This window comes from Paraburkholderia sprentiae WSM5005, assembly GCF_001865575.2.
Lineage (GTDB): Bacteria > Pseudomonadota > Gammaproteobacteria > Burkholderiales > Burkholderiaceae > Paraburkholderia > Paraburkholderia sprentiae.
Genome location: NZ_CP017562.2, coordinates 818,847 through 839,725, shown reverse-complemented (window position 1 = coordinate 839,725; position 20,879 = coordinate 818,847). Strand labels below are relative to the sequence as shown.

Below are 20,879 nucleotides of genomic sequence, written 5' to 3'. Positions count from 1 at the left end.
GCTGTATTTTTACTTGTCAACAGTGGTCAAAAATCGACGGGAGCGTTGGATGCGGAGTTCGCCTCCTCCACGCCGCTCGTGAATCCACCCTCGGCGACCATCGTCTCGCGTCGATAGAGCGGCCGCTGGAATTTTCAACGACCGCATTCCGGCGGTTGCCGTGAATGCGTACTCTCGGCCGGTTGTGTTGAAAAAGTCGCCCGTGGTTCGGAACGTTCGGTATCCTGGAAGACATCGATCAATTTCTCGATGAGATGCGACGCGTTGTACCGTGGTTGAAGCTGATTGCGCTGATCGAGCCGCACTATCCCACGGGCAAGACCGGTCGGCCGCCATTCCCGATTGCGACAATGCTGCGGACTCATTTCATGCAACAATGGTTCGGTCGGTCGGACCCTGCTATGGAAGAGGCGCTCTATGAAGTGCCGTTGTATCGCGAGTTCGCGGGTCTCGACGGCGGTATGGTCCGTTTGCCCGACGAAAGCACGATTCTGCGGTTCCGCCATCTGCTGAAAAAGCACCCCAACATGGGTCGGTACGTCGCTTGATCGCCCGATGGTCTTGTTCCACGATATTGTTGAGATACTTGGCCTGGCGGATCTTGATGGGCGTCTCACGCTCGGCGTTCACGGCGGGCCAGCCTCTGCCTCACGGAAAGTCATACTGCCTTCCATGTGCCCTGGACCTTCACATAGGTTTCGTCCATCCGCCAGCTCTTGCCGACCGGGCGTTTGCAGCGGCGGAACGCCTTTTCAAGCACCGGCAGAAGCTTGATGGCCCACCGATGCACGGTCGAATGATCGACCGCGATCCCGCGTTCGGCCATCATCACCTCGGGATTGCGCAAGCTCAGCGGGTAGGCCATGTACCAACGCACGCACACCAACATTATCTCGAGCGGATAGTGCAACCGCTCCAGCACTTTGGCTACCGCCGGACTCAGCGCTTTCATTGCCGTTCACATCATTCTGTTAGGTCCCGCAGCAGACCAGCCTCCGCTATTGCAACAGAACCCGAAAAAAGGATAAAAGCAGTTTCATTTTCCCGACGCCGTTCTGGTAGGTCGCCTCGGCTAGTCTAATGCCATCCCGCTACATTGTTCGCGGAACGACTCGAACCTTCTCGTGGATTGAATGAAAATGAGGCTTACAACGAAAACCTTTGTCACCGCCCTTCTTCTGATCGGCAGCGCGTCGGCGATGGCCTCGCCGGGACTGACACAACAGCAATGCGAAGACTACCCATTCGAACAGTTGAAAGGCGAAGTGACACACCAGCAATTGATGCGGGAGTTGAACGAGCTGGAAGCGGCCGGTTACAATCCCGACGACGCCAACGCCTACCCCGACGATCTGGAACAGGCGCAACAGAAGTTGCAAGCCGAGTATCGCGCGGACTGTGTCCCCACTGCAGCGCACCTCTCCCCCAGCGCTCCCCAAACGTCAGCCGGTGTAGCGCCCGCGCAAGCGGCGCATCAGCCGGCAGGTTGACGCGGGTTAGCGTCAATGTACCAAGGGTAAGCATTTCGATTTAACAAAGCAGCGCGCACAACGTCATGCGTCTTGAGCGCTTCGCTGCGCGGGCTCACGCTCGGGCAATTCAACAATGTGATGGAGTGGGCTATGAAGACCGTGTCCGGCAGTATTGGGGTGTCGATGTCGGCGCTCGTGGCGGCGCTGATGCTCGGTGCGGCGGGCGTTGCCTATGCTCAGCAGCCAGGCGACACCGGGGGCAGCATGAGCGGTGCGGGCGCCGCACCGGGAACGAGTGTGGGCACCGGGGCCGGTCCCAGCCCAATTCTGGGCGCGGGAACCTCGCTCGCCGCCACAAGAGGCATCGGCTCGGGGCCGGCGCTTAACAACATGCGGGCAAACGGCACGAGCCTGTATATGAACCCCGACCCACGCGCGCCAAATATGACCGGCAGGGCCGCGCCGGCTCGATAGGCTCGGCTTGGCTCGGGGATGCAGTTCGATGGTGGGTTATAGAACTCGCGCAACGAGTAACTGAAGAGAGCCTGTCCGGCAAGCGCGGCAAGAACGACGCGGCGGATGCTGCTGCGATCTACGAAGCAGTGACGCATCCGAGTATGCGTTTCGTGCCGCTGGAGGACGGACATCATCAGGCAACGCTTTTTCCTGCATCAGACGCGAAAATATTTCGTGGAAGAACGGACCGCGACCTATAACCGGTTGCGAGGCCTGCCGGCATGGCGGGCCACGCGCAGAAGCCCGCATCTCGTGATCCTGCTGTTCGATTGCGAAGGAGGCGAGCGGCAAAACCATCGAGATAGCCAGACGATTTAGCAGACGCATGTGGGTTCGGAACGATGAGGGTTGATTGGTGATGCATGCGGGGATCGGCAAGAGCTGGTCCGTGACGTTGCCTGCCAAGGCGCAAACGCCTCCGTGATGCAAGCGCAAAACCTCAGCCTCCCGGCTTCCGGTCTCGCAAACGCTACGTTGGCGGCTATGCGGAAACAGCGGCGTCCAAGTGGGGCATCTTTGGGCTGATGAAGTCGGCGGCCCTCGAACTCGGTCGCTACAACATTACAGTCAACGCCGTGGTACCGGGGCTCGTCGCCACCGCTTTGACGCTGTACGAAAAGCGACTGACCGAAAGCGTCGGTGAAACCGGCTACCACAAACCGAACGGTTTCCTGACGCCGCAGGAGGCGTGGGACCGCCGCGCCGCAACGATGCCGCTTGGAGTCGGATGGGTGCAGCCGGAAGACGTCTCGCCTGCGGCGGTATTTCTCGCTTCGGATGCCGCTGCAATGATCACCGGCTCGGAAATCGAAGTGACAGGCGGCGATAGCGCGAAAAGCCTATAGAACGGTTTCAATTCGGTTGAGGGGCGCGCGCCAGTCACACTTACGGTGCCAGTCGCTGCACCGCGAAGCAGGCCACACAATCATCGACCACGACGATGGCGAGATCAGATTTTGCGACGCGATCGAAATGGACAGCGCGTCAGGCTGCATTACGACCAATGATCACATTCAAGGAATTAGCGTCGGGAACGGTAGGACTCAGACAAGTGCCGATCGCCCATCTAAAAACCCGAGCGCTCGATGTAACCCGGAGGAAAATCGGGGTTACATTTGAGAGATCCTTGATGTCAGTGTTGCACCACGCTCGCGATTCGGTCGAGGCGGCCGACGCGTTTGACGTTTCTTCCCCCGTTGGCGCCCGGCACCGATATCGGCGACCCGTCCGCAGCCCTCTCTACCTGGGCGGGTCGATCGGTGACCGGTTGAGGTCTCAGACGACAGAGCGAGCGGCGAAGAGAAAAGATCAAAGGTCCGATCTCCCGTACGTCCAACGCGCAATGATCATCGCACTCCAACCACTCGTATTCCTTGACCCGCGCTTCGCAGGAAGACAGTCTGCACAGGGAGATGAAATATAGAATTGCGAGGCATAAAACGATTCCAGCTCCGTTCCCATGTAAAATAATTTCCATAAGAAAACTCCGCTCGAATAATGTAACGCAGATGATGAATAAATACTTCGTCTCTCTTACAATCGCCTCTCGACTATGTCCACAGCGTATGCACAAGGAACCGTCATTAAAGGAATGGATTTCGGTCCCTTAGCCAAGCTGGTCGGCAGCTGGAGAACCATTGCGACCGGCGGCGTGGATGTGGCGCCCGGTCAAGTAGGTTCCAAAGTAGGCACAGGCAATCCCGCGATGGAACCTTATTACGAGCAGTTAACCTTTGAACCAGCAGCGGACGCGACGAACGCAAGTTGAATCTCAGTACATGGCGAAAAACGACGCGACGAGCGTTTTCTCGATCACGTTCGACCTGACGGCCGATACATTGAGATACGCGCAAAAAACGCAACTACATGTCTACGGCAAGTCGTTCACGCACGTTGACTCAAGCGCCCTCAGCAAGGCAAGCTAGCAGCGTTCGTTGCGACGGGCATTGGCCCATACTCGGGCCAAGCGGTGCGTTCAAACACTTTGCGCCCAAGCCTAAGGACTACGCGGTGAATCGTTACGACTATGAGGCGTGGCGTCACTGGAACATCGTTGACGCTCAGTTGACGAAGCATCGCTACATGCTCGGCGACGAATACACCCTGGTGGACATGGCCGTATGGGGATGGGCATGGGCTGTGCCCTTCATACTCGGCGCCGAAGCGTGGGAGAAGCTGCTGAACGTCAAGCGTTTGCTCGACGAAATCAATCTCCGACCAGCGGCGCACCGCGCCGAATCGCTGAAGGCACGTCACGCCTTCAAGGCTGAGATGGACGAGGAGGCACGCAAGCCGATGTTTCCTCAGAACGCACGAATTGGGGTTCGGTCGCGATAAGAGGCTCTGGTACAAATAGAAATGGTCGACCAACTCGCCCGCCATATGAGGCAAGCATTTGCACGCGTAGCTACTACATATAGTGTTCGGCGAGCGATGAAGTTTCCCATTTGCACCCGAGCCCGAGTGGGGATTGGCTCACTTCTCGCAATCACAAGCGTAATCGGCCTATCGGTCCTCACTGGACTCAGCGCAGCGACGTAAAGTACCCCAATCAGCGACCGTTCCGTCGCAGCCGGACGAAGCGCTTTGCCCGTCTCGATAAAAGGATATGCAGGTGAGAAAAGGAATCCTCGCAATACTGGCGCTATTGAGCGCCATAGGCGCAGCAAAGGCCGCCCAAGCCGAGCCGGATCAGACTCTTCTCGTCCGTGGGCGCTATCTCGCTCAGGCAGCCGACTGTGCCGCATGCCATACAGTCAAGGGCGGCATGCCGTTCTCGGGCGGTCTGAGAATGAATATGCCTATCGGCGGCATCTATTCGACCAACATAACGCCTGATTCAAAGACTGGTATCGGGCAGTATACCGAAGCTGAGTTTGCTCGCGCTCTTCGCGAAGGCGTTGCAAAGGATGGGCGCAACCTCTACCCGGCGATGCCCTACACGTCCTACAGCAAGATCACCGATGCGGACGTCGACGCGCTTTATGCGTACTTCATGCGTGGCGTGAAGCCGGCACATCAGGCCAACATTACTCCTGACATTCGCTGGCCGCTGTCGATGCGGTGGCCCATGAGGGTCTGGAACGCTCTGTTTCTGGACGATCATCGCTTTGAGCCACGTCCGGACAAAAGTGTCGAATGGAATCGAGGGGCCTATCTGGTGCAGGGGCTGGGCCACTGCGGCGCGTGCCACACTGCACGAGGTGTGGCCTTCGAGGAGCAGGCACTTGACGGAAGCAGCCATGCGTTCCTGTCCGGCGCTTCGCTTGACGGCTGGTTCGCGTCAAATCTGACGGCAGACCGGACGACTGGCATCGGGGAATGGACTGCCGAGGATATCGAGACTTTCCTGAAGACCGGTGCAAACGCGCACGCGACCGCATTCGGCCCCATGACTGCCGTCGTCAACCATAGCACTCAGTGGCTGAGTGATAGCGATCTCGAGTCGATCGCTATCTATCTGAAATCGCTGCCGGGCGCGGCCACCGCTAGGCGCGACGCAACTCAAACCGATGCAAGCCCCGCCGCCAAGGCACATGGCGCGCAAATCTATCGGAATTTTTGCGTCGCGTGCCACCTTGCGAATGGCAGTGGTACGGCGCCGTATCTGGCCCGGCTCGCGGGCAATCCGAACGTGCAGGAAAAGGATCCGCTGTCACTCATTAACGTGACCCTCAATGGTGCTGAGCCACTGGTAATCGACGGCCAACCTGCTCCCTATCCCATGCCAGCTCAACGTAGTGCGCTCAGCGATACCGACCTCGCCGATGTGCTCACCTTCATGCGCGACAGCTGGGGTAATCACGCACCAGCGGTGAGCCCGAGCGATATCGAAAAGGTGCGCAGGCAAACTGGAAACGACAAATGACCGCCACGACAATCGAAATAACTTTGCACGTGAACGGACGCACCGTCCAGGTGAAGGCTACGCCCGAGACACCGCTGCTCTATGTTCTTCGCGACCAGCTGTCCTTGAAAGGTCCCCGGTTCGGCTGCGGACTTGGTCAGTGCGGCGCCTGCGGCGTTCTGGTTGACGGCACCGCCCGCCGCTCATGCGTTATGCCAGTCTCGTCTGCGGTGAACCGGAAGATTACGACCCTTGAAGGGATGGGAAATCCAGCATCGCCAGATCCCCTGCAGACCGCGTTCATCGAGGAGCAAGCGGTTCAGTGCGGATACTGCATAAACGGAATGCTGATCGCAGCGCGCTCACTGTTGAATACCAATCCGAAGCCCACCGAAGAGCAGGTCAAGGAGGCGCTTGCCTCCAATCTCTGCCGCTGCGGAACGCACATGCGGATCGTCCGGGCCATCCTTAAAGCTAGTGGTGCATGAATGCGTATCTCCGACCCAACCTCCATCTCCCGACGGCACTTCTTCCTTCAAGGCGCCGCTCTTGTCGTTGGCTTCTCCCTGTCCCGGCTTTCGTTCGCTGAGATTGCGGGCGAGGACGCCGTTCCGGCTGCACTCACGAAGTCAGTCGATCCTGCTCGCGTCGACGCATTTCTCGTCCTCGGCGCTGACGGGACGCTCACGCTATATACCGGAAAGGTGAATCTGGGTACAGGCAACACCACCGCACTGGCGCAGATGGTGGTCGAAGAACTGGAGTTTCCGCTCGAGCGGGTCCGAGTCGTTCAGGGCGACACTGCAATGACTGTCGATCAGGGGCCGACGAATGGTTCGATGTCTGTTCAAGGCGCCGGGATTCAGCTGCGACAGGCAGCGGCGACGGCGGGCGCTGCGATCCGTCGAGCGGCGGCACGAGCGTTCCGGATTCCAGAGGTAGAGGTTCGGATGGAGAACGGCCTCGCCTTCCGGGGAACCGATCACTTGGAGGGGATCGCATACCATCAGCTACTCGCCACGCAACCCGAAACACTCGGTCTCGATCCGAAGGCGCCACTCAAATCACCCAGGAACTACAGGGTAGTTGGTCAGCCGGTCAAACGCGATGACGTTCGATCGAAGGTGTTCGCAGAGTTCACCTACATGCATGATGTACGTATCGACGGGATGGTTCATGCCCGCATCCTGCATCCGGACGCGTATGGCGCCCAACTGTCGGCGGTCGATGATCAACACGCCCAAAAGGTGCCAGGCTTTCTCCGTACGGTGCGCGTTGGAAATCTGCTGGCTGCGATCGCGACGGATGAGTGGTCGGCAATCTGCAGCGCGCGCGCAATACGTGCAACGTGGTCTTCGTGGTCCGGCCTGCCTGAAGAAACGAAGCTTTTCGACGCGGTCAGAGCGCTTCCCATCCACGAGCAGGGGAAGTTGCTCGAACGTGGGGAGCCTGATGCTGAAATCAAGAAAGCTGGTAAGGTGGTCCACGCGACCTATTGCTGGCCGATGCAAACGCACGGATCAATCGGACCGTCTTGTGCAATTGGAGATTATCGGGACGGAAAATTGACAGTCTGGTCGTCCACGCAGGCGCCACATATGACTCGAGATCAGATCGCCGCGATGATGAAGATGGGCACGAGCGACATACGGTTGATATACGTCGAAGGTGCTGGTTGTTATGGCCGCAATGGTCATGAAGATGCGACGGCCGAAGCAGCCATACTGTCCAAAGCTGTCGGGCAACCAGTCCGTGTACAGTGGATGCGGCAAGACGAGCACGGCTGGGATCCGAAGGGCGCCCCGGTGGTATGTGATGTTGCAGGCGTGGTTGATAGTCACGGTCGTATTCAGGCGTGGAAGTACACGACGTGGGTTCCCTATCGTGTGTCGGGCAACGCAGACGTGCCGTTGCTCGCCGCCGAGCTTGTGCGCTCCTCAACCATGGTCGATGAGCCGAACAACGCCGGCGGCATGGAGTTCAACGTGATCGCGCCATATGACGTACCCAACATGAGCGTGGTGGTCAATCGAACTTCGACGACGTTCTTGCGGCCCGCGTGGTTGCGAGGTCCAGGTAGACTGCAGCACACATACGCCAACGAATCGTTCATGGATGAACTGGCAGTTGCCGCCAACGAAGATCCGCTCAAGTTTCGGCTCCGTCACTTCGACGATTCGCGCGCGCAGGCTGTTCTGCGCGCGGTCGAATCACGTTCAGGTTGGCAGCGTCGCCCTCTTTTTCCGGCACGGTCCACCTCGGATATCGCACGTGGGCGAGGTATGGCGTGCGTGCGTTACGAGCCCAATCGTGCATACGTCGCGTCTGTCATCGAGATCGAGTTGAACCAGAGGACAGGCGTGTTGAAGATCGGGAAAGTGACGATCGCTCACGACTGCGGTTTGATCGTCAATCCTGACGGTGTTCGCAACCAGGTTGAAGGAGAGGTCGTGCAGACGATCAGCAGGACGCTGTTCGAGCACGTTAGCTTCTCACGTTCGGCGGTGACAAGCGTTGATTGGCTTACCTATCGCTTGCTGAAATTTCCGGAACTGCCCTCCGAGATCGACGTGGTGTTGCTGGATCGTCCGGAACAGCCACCTGTGGGGGCCGGTGAGCCGACATGTGCAGTGATCCCTTCGGCAATAGCTAGCGCCATTTACGACGCCATCGGGGTTCGCCCCAGGTCTGTTCCCTTCACCCCGAGTTCGCTGCTCGAGTTGTTGCAGTCACAGGGCCCAAGATCGTCGCCGTCGTAGAGAACCGTTGGAATTCGAGGTTTGTCGCCGCAAGGCACAAGGAGCGAGCGAGATCGATATGCAAAGTACTGTTTATTTTGCGAGGTCGCAGAATTGATCAACGCCGGATGGATGGGTTCCGCGGCAACGGCATTGTCAGGTTGGCGAGGTCGTCGCGTAGGATGGTGGGATGAACAAATCAAAATCGCTTTATCACGGTCATCGTTTTCCCGCTGGCGTTGTCAGTTGCGCCGTGCGTTGGTATTTCTAAGTCTGCGCGACATCGAAGAGTTGCTGTTTGAGCGCGGCCAAAGCCGAGATCCCGGAGCTCGCGAGCGTAAAGCATGTGTTCGTCAAAGCTGCAGCCCGGCTGAACAACCGGGCCGAGAACAGTCATCAACCGACGCGCGAACGCGAACGTCGCATGCGCGGTTTTCGCCGCCCGAAACGCACACAGAAATTTCTCTCGTGCTTCGGGCCGATCCGGCAACGCTTTGCGCTCAAGCAGCACCTGCTGCACGGTTCACTTTATCGCAAAGAGATTGCTGCCCGGTTCGTTTCCTGGCGTGAAGTCGCCGAACTCGCCCAAAATCCGTCCTACGCTTTCTGAGATTGCTCTTCCTGCCGTTCTTATGACCCAGTCTCGACAAGTTGCAATGCCAAGCTTGGACACCTCACTGCAGACATGGGCGAGAACACGCCACCTGAGGCAGCGCGCGTGGTAAAGCCCACCTGAAGCATCGCCTTGAACATTTGCGGCACGCAAATGACTTACAGAACGCCCGCGGGGTCGCCGTCGATGGACCGCGCGGTCGGCTGTACGCGATCGATCGCGCCGCCAGCGGCACCGGCTATGTGCGGAGCTTCCCGCTCAATTGAAATTCAACCATGTCGTCGCCCAACAGGCGGCGAGGTCGTCGTAATATAGCGCCATTAACAACGCATCCGGTCATCGCATGATTCGCAAACTGCTCGCTTCTACCGTCACTCCTATTGTGCTCATCGCCGGGATCGTTACGGCCACGCCCGTTTTCGCGCAAAGCGACACGGTCAACGTGTTGTATGCCGGCTCGCTCGTCAATGTAATGGAGCGCAGCATCGGCCCTGCTTTCGAGAAGGCCACAGGGCTGCCCTTCCGCGGCTATGCGGCGGGTTCCAACAAGATCGCCAACGAAATCAAGGGCAAGCTGCGCCGCGGCGACGTGTTCATCAGCGCGAGTCCCAAGGTGAATGACAGTTTAACCGGCGCGGCAAACGGCGATCACGTCACGTGGTATGTGAACTTCGCCGAATCGCCATTGATGATCGGCTACAACCCGCAAAGCAGATTCGCGCCGCAGTTCAAGAGCAGGCGCTGGGACCAGGTGCTACAGCAACCGGGCATCCGCATTGGCCGGACCGATCCAAAACTCGATCCGAAGGGCGCGTTCACGGTCGCAATGGTGACCAGGGCCGCTGAGCTCTATCATCAGCCGGACCTCGTCGAGAAGACACTCGGCGTGACGGAAAATTCCGAACAGGTTTTGCCCGAGGAAACGCTGGTTGGCCGCCTACAATCCGGACAGCTCGATGCCGGCTTTTTCTATTCCACAGAGACGTCCGACCTGAAGATTCCGGCGATCCGTCCGGCGCCCGAATTGCAGGCGAAGGCCAGTTACACGCTGACCATTCTCAGTGACGCGCCGAACCGTGACGGCGCAAGCAGCTTTGTCGACTTCCTGCTGAGTGCGCAAGGTCGCGCGCTTCTCAAGCAACATCGTGTGGACGTCATCAAACCGACGGTGAGCGGCAACCTGCAAGCCGTGCCGCCGTCGGTGCAAGCCGTGATCGACGCCGCCGCGCAGTAAGGGCGGTGAATCCTGTCGCTGCTCGCCCGCTGCTGTGGCTGGCTGCGCTGCTGGCCGCCTACCTGTGCGCGCCGTTTGTCGCGAGTGTGCCGCAGCTTGGGGCAGCGGATTGGGCAAATGTCGACTGGCGCGCGACATGGTCGGCGGTTGGGATCTCGACGGCGAGCGCCAGCGTGGCGTCGCTCGTGGTTCTGCTAGGTGGCGTGCCGCTCGGCTATTTCCTTGCGCGCTCGAAATCGCGCAAAGTCGCGCTGCTCGGGTTTGTCGTGCAATTGCCGCTGGCGCTGCCGCCGCTTACCAGCGGCGTGCTGCTGCTCTTTCTGCTCGGCCCGTATGGATGGGCCGGCCGCATGACCAATGGTGTACTGACGGATTCGTTCGCCGGCATCGTGCTCGCGGAAGTCTTCGTCGCCGCGCCGTTTCTGATCATTGCCGCAAGGTCCGCGTTCTCCGCGGTCGACCCCGTCCTCGACGATGTCGCCGCGACGCTCGGCCATCATGCCGGAAGTCGCTTCTTGCGCGTCATGCTGCCTGTTGCATGGCCGGCTATTCGCGCAGGACTCGCGCTCGCGTGGCTGCGCGCCTTCGGCGAATTCGGCGCAACCGTAATGGTCGCCTATCATCCCTACTCGTTGCCGGTTTATACGTACGTCATCTTCGGCGGCCAGGGGCTGCCGGCGATGATGCCGCTATTGCTGCCGACGCTCTCCATCGCGATCGTCTGCGCGGCACTGTCGATTTGCAGCGTTCGGCAAAAGACCGCGCTCGAGAAGATCGAAAACGACGACGACGTGCTGGAACCAGAGCCGGACCTGACGGCTAGGCACGGCGAGACCGCGGCTGTGCGCCTCTCTTTCCATCTGCAACGGCGCCTGGGCGCGTTCGAGCTCAACATCGCATGGACGCCGGCCACGCGGCGCCTTGCCATTATCGGGCCGTCCGGTTCAGGCAAATCGCTGGCGCTGCGGCTGATTGCGGGTCTGGAATCCAACGAGGCTTGCTCAGTAATGCTCGGCACGGCGGACATCGGCGCCTTGCCGCCCGAAGCGCGTCAGATCGGCTACATGCCTCAAGACTACGGGCTTTTCCCGCATATGACGGTGGCTCAGCAGCTAGCGTTTCCGGTTCATGCAGATGCCGCTGCCGCGCGCTATTGGCTCGGCCATCTTGGGATCGTTACGCTCGCCAACCGTTTGCCGAACCAGCTGTCGTTCGGCCAGCGGCAGCGCGTGGCGCTCGCCCGCGCGCTCACGCGTCATAGTAGGTTGCTGTTGTTCGATGAGCCATTTTCCGCGCTCGATACGCCACGACGTCGACGGCTTCAGCAATCGCTCAGGGCGCTGCAACGGGAGATCGAAGCGGTCACCATAATCGTCACGCATGATCCGGACGAGGCCGCGCTGCTTGCGGACGAGATACTCGTCCTCGATTGGGGTCGGGTATTGCAGGCCGGCTCCACCGCAGAGGTGTTAGCGCGTCCGGTGACGATGCGTGTGGCTGAACTCCTCGGTCTCTCGAACGTCGGTTGTGGCACGGTGCGCGCGCCGCAGCGCATCGAGCTTGCGCCTGGATGGGTCGTGGAAGCGAACTGCGCGGACCTGCCAATTGCTTCACCGGTGATGTGGCGGCTTGCCTCGCATGCTTTCGTGCTGGCCTCGGATGGCCCATATGCGGCGACCATCAATGCGATAGAGCTGCGCCGCGGCGAGCGATTCGCGTACCTTGACGTTTGCGGCGTGAAAATCGATGTCGCGCTCGGCGATCTCTCACTCGGCGAGGGACAAGAATGCCGGTTCTTCATCGCCGCCGCTGGTGTGTCGGCGTGGCCCGGCTAGCCTCTACGCCAAGCCGAATTCTGATTTTGACTTTGCGAGCGACAAAAACCAGGGAGCATGTGCCGGCTAGGGTGCCCTTTTTACGAGTGCTTTGCCTTGCCTCCATGCAGCGCCTCGGAAATCGCGTGGCAGTCCGGAACGCCATTCCGGAAACCACGATGATACGCACCACCCCACACCCGCGGTGCTCAGTCGATCGCCGCTGCGGCTATCTAGCTTCCTTTGTTGACTGTAATCGCGGGTCGTGCGTAGAACCGCGATCCAATCCCTCGCGACAAAGATATGCACAGGCGAAGACCTCCGCCGCCCATCACCCAACAGTCCGACTTTCGTGCTTACTATCACGCGCGAGCCACTCGGCTTCCGTCTGGCGCGATCGGTAGACGATGGCGTCAGCTTTCGTCATTCGCGTCCGTGGATCCTTCAGCGGACGCCAGTCGCTACATAGCATTCCGGGCAAGACATCGACATGCGGTGAATACGCTTCACGCCCGATCGACCGCGTCGACTCATTCACGCGCGACACCCGTTAGCTTCTGTTTCGTGGGAATGCGGCCGATTGTTGACGCCCATTAGCGGGCCGGTGTCAAGTGAGCGATCCACATCCCCGGCTGCACCAGCAGCCGTTTCCCAGTTCTCCGAATGCAGCAGCCAACCGCGCCCGTTTCTTCATTTGCTGGCTGCGACGAAACGCGCCAGACACCCATCTGGATCAAGCGAAGGGCCATACTGCTGGTGCCTTTCGCCCCGGCGGCTGTGCCGCCCCGGAAGAACTTCGGTGCCGTAATGCGTCCATGGGGTTCGCACAATTGCGTGGGCTGCATGGTTGTCGGCGCCAATCCACAGCTGGCTCGTATTCCGGGCGATCCGTTTTTACTGCATATCGGGGACGGCGGCACGGCATCCCATTCAATCTCGGTGACTGTTCGCCAGTCAACAATCAGGGCTCGCCGGTCGCCGTCGAAACTCTTATGGGAAGCAGCGCGTCATATCGAATGGTTTGTGCTCCTTCAGCATATGGAAGCATGCACGGGCGAGCTTGTGCGCCAAGGCCTTGCGCGCCAGGATGGTATTGGTCTTGCCTTTCTTTCGCTCGTAGAAACGCTTGACCTCGGCGCAATAGCGCAGTGCAAATTGGCCGCCTCGATGAACGCCCAGGACAGATACGGGTTGCCATTCTTTGTGTTGCCTTCGCTTTCTTTTTGCCGTTGCTTATACGCTGGCTGTCCACGCACCGCGCATAGGAAGCGAAGTGGTTGTGTCGCGCTAAGGACGCGGGAGTAAAGTTCAGGCGGACATTTTCCTGAAGTGAAGCGTGATATGAAGAATGCGACTGCGAGAAAAGCCCTGCCTGCCGGCGTAGCGAATGTACCCACACGCCTGCACTATCCGCTGGAAGTGATCCTGCTGTGTGTGCGGTGGTATGTGGCCTACTCGCTGAGCTTGCGAAATCTTGAGGAAATGATGACCGAACGGGGTTTCGAGGTCGACCATTCGAGCGTGCATCGCTGGGTGATCAAACACCGTTGTTCGAGAAGACCTTTCGCAAGCACAAACGTCCGGTCGGCAAGAGCTGGAGGATGGATGAGACCTACGTCAAGGTGGGCGGCCAGTGGAAGTACTTGTATCGCGCGGTGGACAAGGCCGGTAATACGGTGGATTTCCTGTTGCGGGCGCATCGCGACAAAGCTGCCGCGCGCCGTTACTTCGAGAAAGCCATCGATCGGAACGGGACGCCCGAGACCGTGACCATGGATAAAAGCGGGGCGAATCTGGCCGCCCTCCAGGCCATCAACGTCGAGCGGGAAACGCCCATCAAGGTCCGGCAGGTCAAATATCTGAACAACATCGTCGAGCAGGATCATCGGGCGATCAAACGACGAACCAGGCCCATGATGGGCTTCAAGGATTTCCGGTGTGCCCGCACCATCCTGTCAGGCATTGAGACGATGCATATGATCAGGAAAGGCCAGATGAAGGACAGCGGCGTCCCTCGAACCGCCGCCGATCAGTTCTATTCGTTGGTGGCGTAAGGACTCCTTGTCATTGCGGAACTTTCTTGCCTTGCCAATCTTATCGCGATACAACCCCACGCAGACCGATCGCGAGCGTGAACATCACGCACGTGTGCGCTGGCTTTTCACCCTGCTCTATCCGGGTGGCTTGCGTATCACGGAGGTCGGCACGAATACGATGGGCCGGTTTTTCCGTCGGGGCGACGAAAACGGCAAGGATCGCTGGTGGCTCGAAGTGATAGGCAAAGGTAACAAGGAGCGGCTGGTGCCCGCAGTTGCTTCGGATGGTCTCAGTGATCGCTGACCGAAGTCTCCCTGACCATACCCCGACCTTTCCCTATGGCGTTAAGACCGCCGAAGTGTATGCTGATCGGGTATCGGTTTCTGTACGTCTCTGACGTGATGCGGCCTTGTAACCTGTGTTTTCAAGCACGCCCTTCCCTTTTAGCCGCAGCCGAGTGGCGGTGTTCCCTTCTTGAGCGGCAGCAGAGTGAAAGCGGAGTGCGGTGACGAACCCTACTGACGGTATGGGTGCCGATGAGTAATAGCCTTCAGATTCTTTGGGAGGATGGCGAGCGCATCCTGTGTCGAGGGTGGCATCCGGGCCATGGCGGCGGCCACAGCGTACTGGTTGCGCGGGCCGCCGCCGAGCATCCGCCACCCGCCAGCCTCGATCGCCTCGCTCACGAATTCGGGCTGAAGGACGAACTCGACGGCGCGTGGGCCGTGCGGCCGCTGGAGCTGGTGCGCGAAGGCGGCCGGATGCTGCTGGTGCTTGAGGATCCGGGCGGTGAGCCACTCGCGCGGATGCTCGGCGCGCCCATGCCGGTGGAAAGTGTTTTGCGCCTCGCGGTCGGCATCGCTGCAGCGCTCGGCAAGTTGCACCAGCGTGGCCTCGTCCATAAGGACCTCAAGCCCGCCCATATCCTCGCGAACTGCGCGGACGGACAGGCGCGGCTCACCGGCTTCGGCATCGCTTCGCGGCTGCCGCGCGAGCGACAGGCGCCCGAGCCGCCTGAAACCATTGCTGGTACGCTCGCCTATATGGCGCCCGAGCAGACCGGTCGGATGAACCGCTCGATCGACGCCCGCAGCGACCTCTATTCGTTCGGCGTCACGTTCTACCAGATGCTGACCGGCGCGCTGCCATTTGCGGCCACCGACCCCATGGAATGGGTGCACTGCCATATCGCCAGAAAGCCGGTGCCGCCCAGCGCGCGGGTGGAGACCGTCCCTGCTGCGGTCTCCCACATCGTCATGAAGCTGCTCGCCAAGACCGCCGAGGAGCGCTATCAGACTGCCGCGGGTGTCGAGCATGATCTGCAGCACTGCCTGGCCGATTGGGAGCGGCAGCATCGCATCGATGACTTCCAACTGGCCGAACACGACACGCCCGACCGGCTGCGGATTCCCGAGAAGCTGTACGGGCGGGCGCGCGAGGTCGACACGTTAATCGCCGCGTTTGACCGGATCGCCAACGGCGGCGCGCCCGAACTGGTACTGGTCTCGGGCTATTCCGGCATCGGCAAATCGGCGATCGTCAATGAACTGCACAAGGCGCTGGTGCCGCCGCGGGGGCTCTTCGCCTGCGGCAAGTTCGACCAGTACAAGCGCGACATTCCCTATTCGACCCTGGTGCAGGCTTTTCAGGGTCTCGTGCGACCGCTGCTTGGCAAGAGCGACGCCGCGCTGGCGAGCTGGCGCGACGCGCTTCTGGAGGCGCTCGACCCGAATGCACGGCTCATGACCGACCTCATCCCCGAACTGAAGCTCATCATCGGTGAACCGCCGCCGGTCCCGCAACTTGAGCCGCAGCAGGCGCAAAGCCGTTTCCGGCTCGCGTTCCGCCGATTCATGAGCATCTTTGCCCGACCGGACCATCCGCTGGCGCTGTTTCTCGATGATCTGCAGTGGCTCGACACGGCGACGCTTGAGCTGCTGGAGGATCTGCTGACCGGCTCGGAGCTGCAGCACCTGATGTTGATCGGCGCTTACCGCGACAATGAGGTCGATGCCAGCCATCCGCTGATGCGCAAGCTTGAATCGATCAAAAACGCCGGCGCCAAGATCGAGGAGATCACGCTTGCGCCGCTCGCCCAGGAGGACATCGAACGGTTGACGGGCGATGCGCTTCACTGCGAGCCGGAGCGCGCCGCGCCGCTCGCCCGACTGGTGCAGGAGAAGACCGCCGGCAATCCGTTCTTCGTGATTCAGTTTCTGTATGCACTCGCTGACGAGGACTTACTCACCTTCGATCATGAGGAGGCGTGCTGGTGCTGGGATCTCCATCGCATCCATGCCAAGGGTTACACGGAGAATGTCATCGACCTGATGGTCGGCAAGCTGACCCGCCTGCCGGCCGACACGCAGCAGGCGTTGCAGCAGTTCGCCTGCCTCGGCAACGTTGCTGCGATCGCGATGCTTTCGATCGTTCTGGGAACCTCGGAGGATCAGGTCCACGCGGTCCTGTGGGAGGCGCTTCGTCAGGGATTGGTTGAGCGGTTGGACGGCTCCTACCGGTTTGTTCACGACCGGGTTCAGGAAGCCGCCTATTCGCTGATCCGGGAAGCGTCCCGCGCTGAGGTCCATCTTCGAATCGGAAGGCTGCTGCTGACGCACACGCCTGCCGAGAAACGGGAGGCGTCGATCTTCGAGATCGTGGGTCAGCTCAACCGCGGCACCGCGCTGAATACTGAACAAGAACGTGAGCACCTCGCCGAGCTCAACCTGCTCGCCGGCCAGCGCGCCAAGGGGTCTACCGCCTACACAGCAGCGCTCACCTATCTCAATGCCGGTGCGGCGCTGTTGGCGGAAGATGGCTGGGCGCGCCGGCGCGAGCTGATCTTTGCGCTGGAGCTGAACCGGGCCGAATGCGAATTTTTGACCGGCCAGGCATTGGTCGCAGAGGCGCGATTGGCGGCGCTGTCCAATCGCGCCGCGACAACGGTCGAAAAGGCCAGCGTCGCGTGCCTGCACATGGATGTCTGCACGACCCTCGATCAAAGCGGCCGCGCGGTCGCTGTTTGTCTCGACTACCTCCGGCACGTCGGTATCGAGTGGGTACCCCATCCGAAAGACGATGAAGTACAACGCGAATACGAGCGCATCGGGTCACGGCTTGCGGGCCGGACAATCGAGGAACTCATCGATTTGCCGCCGATGGAAGACCCGGCATCCCTCGCGACCGTCGCTGTCCTGGTTAGGGTCTTGCCGCCGGCCTTGTTTACGGATGCGAACCTGGCTTCGCTGACGGTCTGCAAGGCGGTCAGTCTCTGCCTTGAACGTGGCAACTGCGATGCATCGTGCTTCGCCTATGTCCAGCTCAGCAGGATTGCCGGACCGCGTTTTGGCGACTACCAGGCTGGATTTCGATTCGGCCAGCTCGGCTACGAACTGGTCGAACGACGCGAGCTAAACCGCTTCGAGGCGAGCACCTATTTTTGCTTCGCGCTTTTTGTCGTGTTCTGGACGAAACACGTGCGGGCTTGCCGTGATCTGATGCGCCGCGCGTTCGACGCGGCGAACCGGATCGGAGACCTCACGCATGGGGCATACACGTGCAGCAGCCTCAACTCGGACCTGCTTTTCGCCGGCGAGCCGCTGCCTGACGTGCAAGGCGAAGCCGAACATAGCCTTGTGTTCGCGGAGAAGGCGCGGTTCGGCCTTGTCATTGACATCATCACCACCCAACTCTCGCTGATCCGCACGCTGCGCGGCTTGACGCCGAAATTCGGTTGCTTTGACGACGGGCAGTTCAATGAACTTCGCACCGAATACCATCTGTCCACCAACCCGCTTCTGGCGATCGCTGCATGTTGGTACTGGATCCGGAAAGTGCAGGCACGCTACATCGCCGGCGACTATGCGACGGCTTTGGACGCCGCATCGAAGGCGCAACGGCTGCTCTGGACCTCATCCTCACTCTTTGAGGAGGCCGAATATCACTTTTACGGTGCACTGGCGCGAGCCGCATGGTGCGACTGCGCAGCAGCGGGCGAGCGGCAGCAGCACCTGGACGCCGTGGTTGCGCATCACAGGCAACTTCAACTGTGGGCGGAGAATGGTCCGGAGAATTTCGAGAACCGCGCCGCACTGGTCGGTGCCGAGATCGCCCGCCTCGAAGGGCGCGATGGTGACGCGATGCGGCTCTACGAGCAGGCCATCCACTCGGCGCAGGCAAACGATTTTGTCCACCATGAGGCGCTTGCCAATGAACTCGCGTCCCGCTTCTACGCGGCGCACGGTCTTGAGAAAATTGCCCGGGTGTATTTGCAGGACGCCCGCTACGGCTACCTGCGTTGGGGAGCCGACGGGAAGGTCCGGCAACTAGACGAGGCGTATCCGTACCTTAGGACGGAAAAGTCCGCGCCCACCCCGACGAGCACAATCTCGGCGCCGGTCGAACACCTCGACCTCGCCACCATGATCGAGGTATCGCAGGCTGTGTCGGGCGAGATCGTGCTTGAGAAGCTGATCAAAACGCTGATGCGAACAGCGATTGAACAGGCCGGTGCGGAGCGTGGGCTGCTAATTTTGCTGTGCGGCGGTGAACCGCACATTGCCGCAGAAGCTACGACCCGCCTCGACTCGACTCATGTGGAACTGTGCGATGTGCCAGTGAGCACCGCGGTGTTGCCAGAGTCGGTCCTCTTCCACGTCATGCGCACCCGGGAGAGCCTCGTTATTGACGATGCCGCACTCGAGCCGTCGTTTGCCGGGGACCCCTACATCCGCCAGCGAAGGGCGCGTTCCGTTCTCTGCCTGCCCTTGATCAATCAGGCCACGCTCATCGGCGCGCTTTACCTCGAAAACAATCTGACCACGCGCGTCTTCGCGCCGGCCCGGGTTGTGGTGCTCCGGCTGCTTGCTTCGCAGGCGGCGACTTCACTCGAGAATACCCGCTTGTACCGCGGCCTCGAACGCCGCGAAGCCAAGATCCGGCGCCTGGTCGACGCCAATATCATTGGTATTTTCATATGGGATCTCGAGGGTCACATTCTCGAGGCCAACGACGCGTTTCTGCGCATCGTGGGTTACGACCGCGATGACCTCATGGCGGGCCGGCTACGCTGGATGGACCTCACGCCACCGGAATGGCTCGCCCGTGACCTGAGTCAATGGATACCACAGCAGAAAGTGACTGGGCGTCTGGAGCCCTTCGAAAAGGAGTACTTCCGCAAAGACGGCAGCCGTGTGCCCGTGCTGATCGGCGTCGCCACCTTCGAGGAGGGCGGAAACGAGGGTGTCGCGTTCGTGCTCGATCTGACGGAACGCAAGGAAGCAGAGCACCGCTTGCGTGAGTCCTACGAGATGCTGCGAGAGCTCACCTCCCGTCGCGAGACGGCTCGAGAGGAAGAGCGAAAGCACATTGCACGGGAAATGCACGACGAACTGGGACAACACCTTACCGCGCTTCGCATGAGGGCATCGATGTTAGCCCTGCAGTTTGGCAAGGACCTCCCAGCGCTGGCCGAACAGGCCCAGGCACTGACGGCGCTGGTGGACAACACCATGCGGGTTGTCCGGGGTGTCATCGCGTCGCTACGCCCTGCCGCATTGGACGCAGGCATTGTGGCTGCGCTCGAGTGGCTCGCTGCGGAATTCAACCACAATCTATGCACGGTGTGTCGGCTCCTCGTGCAGGACGAGAACCTCGTACTGAACGAGGACCGCGCTATCGTACTGTTTCGCGTAGTTCAGGAGGCGCTGACCAATGTTGCCCGTCACGCTGCGGCCAGCCAGGTGACCATCACGCTCGAGCGAACGCCGGATTCCTGTGTGCTGGAAGTACGGGACGACGGTCAAGGATTCGATCCTCTGGCGACCAGAAAAAGATCGTTCGGACTGGCGGGAATGGAGGAGCGCGTCCTGATGCTGGGTGGCCAGATCGTTGTTGTCAGTTCACCGGGAAACGGCTGCGCGATCACCGTGCACCTTCCTGTTTTTCCAGCAGACCGAAAACGCGACTGACATGATCTACACATGAAGGTCCGCTGCGGAGGGCGGATCGAACCGCTGGATGCAACACACTCCTATGCAGCAACGGTGTTCGAGCCTTACTGGGTAATGGATCTGAGGTGGGAACACGAACCGGCTCGCCCGGTGCGCCCTTGCTGCACAGGGCGAATAGAGTCGTACCTCGGCATGCCCAGACATTTGGCCGACCCGTCCGCCGAATTCTAGTGCGAATTTCGCCAATCTTGCGGCGAATCGAATCCTCGCAGGGGGTCATTCGCTCGAGGCGAAGGCTCTCGGCATCTTGAACGCAGGGTTCATGGACAAGACGACGCTCGACGCGCTGCTTTCCAACGGCGACTCAGTTCCTCTACCCGACCGGAGCTGCGATTGGCGACACACTGCAAAAAGAAGAGGGAATCGGCTACGCGACCTTCAAACTTGAACAGTGTGCGGAGCCAAAACAGTTTCATAACATCGTCGGCTATTACAACCAGTTTGCCGTCTTTGACCTCGTCATCGACCGTCGACGACTCAGCCCAGCGACATTCAAGGACGAGGCAGAAGTGGCGCGTCAAGTGGCGTCCGTCGCAGCAAAGCCTTCTCTCAATTGGGCTGCCGAATCGACCTAGTGTTAGTCAGTTCGCCACGGTG

The 20,879-nt window shown here is 60.1% G+C and carries 10 protein-coding genes and 8 pseudogenes; 16 read left to right on the top strand and 2 right to left on the bottom strand.

Annotated features, from left to right (window positions below):
• Positions 1-221: 221 nt before the first annotated feature.
• Positions 222-521: pseudogene (locus BJG93_RS20575) on the top strand (transposase); the annotation flags it as partial.
• On the opposite strand, the pseudogene BJG93_RS20570 reads toward BJG93_RS20575, so the two are convergent.
• Positions 416-952: pseudogene (locus tag BJG93_RS20570) on the bottom strand (hypothetical protein); the annotation flags it as partial. The pseudogenes BJG93_RS20575 and BJG93_RS20570 sit on opposite strands and share 106 nt — an antisense overlap.
• A 181-nt stretch (positions 953-1,133) precedes the next feature.
• On the opposite strand from BJG93_RS20570, the gene BJG93_RS20565 reads away from it, so the two are divergent.
• The 12 genes and pseudogenes from BJG93_RS20565 to BJG93_RS20510 all read left to right on the top strand — a co-directional run bounded on the left by BJG93_RS20565 (position 1,134) and on the right by BJG93_RS20510 (position 12,255).
• Entirely contained in the window at positions 1,134-1,490 is a 357-nt protein-coding gene (locus tag BJG93_RS20565; protein ID WP_082194557.1) for a DUF4148 domain-containing protein, read from the top strand.
• A 72-nt stretch (positions 1,491-1,562) separates the two neighbouring features.
• Complete coding sequence (locus tag BJG93_RS20560; protein ID WP_407675313.1) at positions 1,563-1,946, top strand: hypothetical protein; 384 nt, start codon at positions 1,563-1,565, stop codon at positions 1,944-1,946.
• Positions 1,947-2,017: 71 nt separating this feature from the next.
• A pseudogene (locus BJG93_RS20555) lies at positions 2,018-2,204 on the top strand (IS110 family transposase); the annotation flags it as partial.
• Between the two features lie 308 nt (positions 2,205-2,512).
• The gene (locus BJG93_RS20550) at positions 2,513-2,833 is read left to right on the top strand and encodes an SDR family oxidoreductase (protein WP_231337577.1); all 321 of its coding nucleotides are present in this window, start codon (positions 2,513-2,515) and stop codon (positions 2,831-2,833) included.
• Positions 2,834-3,540: 707 nt separating this feature from the next.
• On the top strand, positions 3,541-3,756 hold the full coding sequence (locus BJG93_RS20545; protein ID WP_231337576.1) for a hypothetical protein: 216 nt from the start codon (positions 3,541-3,543) through the stop codon (positions 3,754-3,756).
• A gap of 162 nt (positions 3,757-3,918) precedes the next feature.
• A pseudogene (locus BJG93_RS20540) lies at positions 3,919-4,325 on the top strand (glutathione binding-like protein); the annotation flags it as partial.
• Positions 4,326-4,602: 277 nt separating this feature from the next.
• On the top strand, positions 4,603-5,856 hold the full coding sequence (locus tag BJG93_RS20535; RefSeq protein ID WP_231337575.1) for a cytochrome c: 1,254 nt from the start codon (positions 4,603-4,605) through the stop codon (positions 5,854-5,856).
• A complete protein-coding gene (locus BJG93_RS20530) occupies positions 5,853-6,323 on the top strand; it encodes a (2Fe-2S)-binding protein (protein WP_027196103.1) in 471 nt (156 codons plus the stop codon). The genes BJG93_RS20535 and BJG93_RS20530 overlap by 4 nt, the downstream gene beginning before the upstream one ends.
• Positions 6,324-8,594: a xanthine dehydrogenase family protein molybdopterin-binding subunit gene (locus BJG93_RS20525; RefSeq protein ID WP_051374306.1), complete on the top strand. Its 2,271-nt coding sequence runs from the start codon at positions 6,324-6,326 to the stop codon at positions 8,592-8,594.
• A 283-nt stretch (positions 8,595-8,877) separates the two neighbouring features.
• Positions 8,878-9,183, top strand: a pseudogene (locus BJG93_RS36450) (DDE-type integrase/transposase/recombinase); the annotation flags it as partial.
• A 346-nt stretch (positions 9,184-9,529) separates the two neighbouring features.
• Positions 9,530-10,420: an extracellular solute-binding protein gene (locus BJG93_RS20515; RefSeq protein ID WP_027196101.1), complete on the top strand. Its 891-nt coding sequence runs from the start codon at positions 9,530-9,532 to the stop codon at positions 10,418-10,420.
• A gap of 5 nt (positions 10,421-10,425) precedes the next feature.
• A complete protein-coding gene (locus tag BJG93_RS20510) occupies positions 10,426-12,255 on the top strand; it encodes an ABC transporter ATP-binding protein/permease (RefSeq protein WP_027196100.1) in 1,830 nt (609 codons plus the stop codon).
• Positions 12,256-13,224: 969 nt separating this feature from the next.
• On the opposite strand, the pseudogene BJG93_RS20505 reads toward BJG93_RS20510, so the two are convergent.
• Positions 13,225-13,522 (bottom strand): annotated as a pseudogene (locus BJG93_RS20505) (transposase); the annotation flags it as partial.
• Between the two features lie 53 nt (positions 13,523-13,575).
• Here BJG93_RS20505 and BJG93_RS20500 point away from each other — a divergent pair.
• From BJG93_RS20500 to BJG93_RS20490, 3 genes and pseudogenes are all read left to right on the top strand, one after another.
• Positions 13,576-14,288: pseudogene (locus tag BJG93_RS20500) on the top strand (IS6 family transposase).
• Between the two features lie 55 nt (positions 14,289-14,343).
• Positions 14,344-14,544, top strand: a pseudogene (locus tag BJG93_RS20495) (tyrosine-type recombinase/integrase); the annotation flags it as partial.
• 263 nt (positions 14,545-14,807) lie between these two features.
• Entirely contained in the window at positions 14,808-20,240 is a 5,433-nt protein-coding gene (locus BJG93_RS20490) for an AAA family ATPase (protein ID WP_071336634.1), read from the top strand.
• The last annotated feature ends 639 nt before the right edge of the window (positions 20,241-20,879 follow it).

Excerpts from the sequence above, each read along its gene's own strand:
- BJG93_RS20565 (WP_082194557.1), top strand. The coding sequence starts at position 1,134 with ATGAAAATGAGGCTTACAACGAAAACCTTTGTCACCGCCCTTCTTCTG.
- BJG93_RS20515 (WP_027196101.1), top strand. The coding sequence starts at position 9,530 with ATGATTCGCAAACTGCTCGCTTCTACCGTCACTCCTATTGTGCTCATC.
- BJG93_RS20545 (WP_231337576.1), top strand. The coding sequence starts at position 3,541 with ATGTCCACAGCGTATGCACAAGGAACCGTCATTAAAGGAATGGATTTC.
- BJG93_RS20550 (WP_231337577.1), top strand. The coding sequence starts at position 2,513 with ATGAAGTCGGCGGCCCTCGAACTCGGTCGCTACAACATTACAGTCAAC.
- BJG93_RS20525 (WP_051374306.1), top strand. The coding sequence starts at position 6,324 with ATGCGTATCTCCGACCCAACCTCCATCTCCCGACGGCACTTCTTCCTT.
- BJG93_RS20530 (WP_027196103.1), top strand. The coding sequence starts at position 5,853 with ATGACCGCCACGACAATCGAAATAACTTTGCACGTGAACGGACGCACC.
- BJG93_RS20490 (WP_071336634.1), top strand. The coding sequence starts at position 14,808 with ATGAGTAATAGCCTTCAGATTCTTTGGGAGGATGGCGAGCGCATCCTG.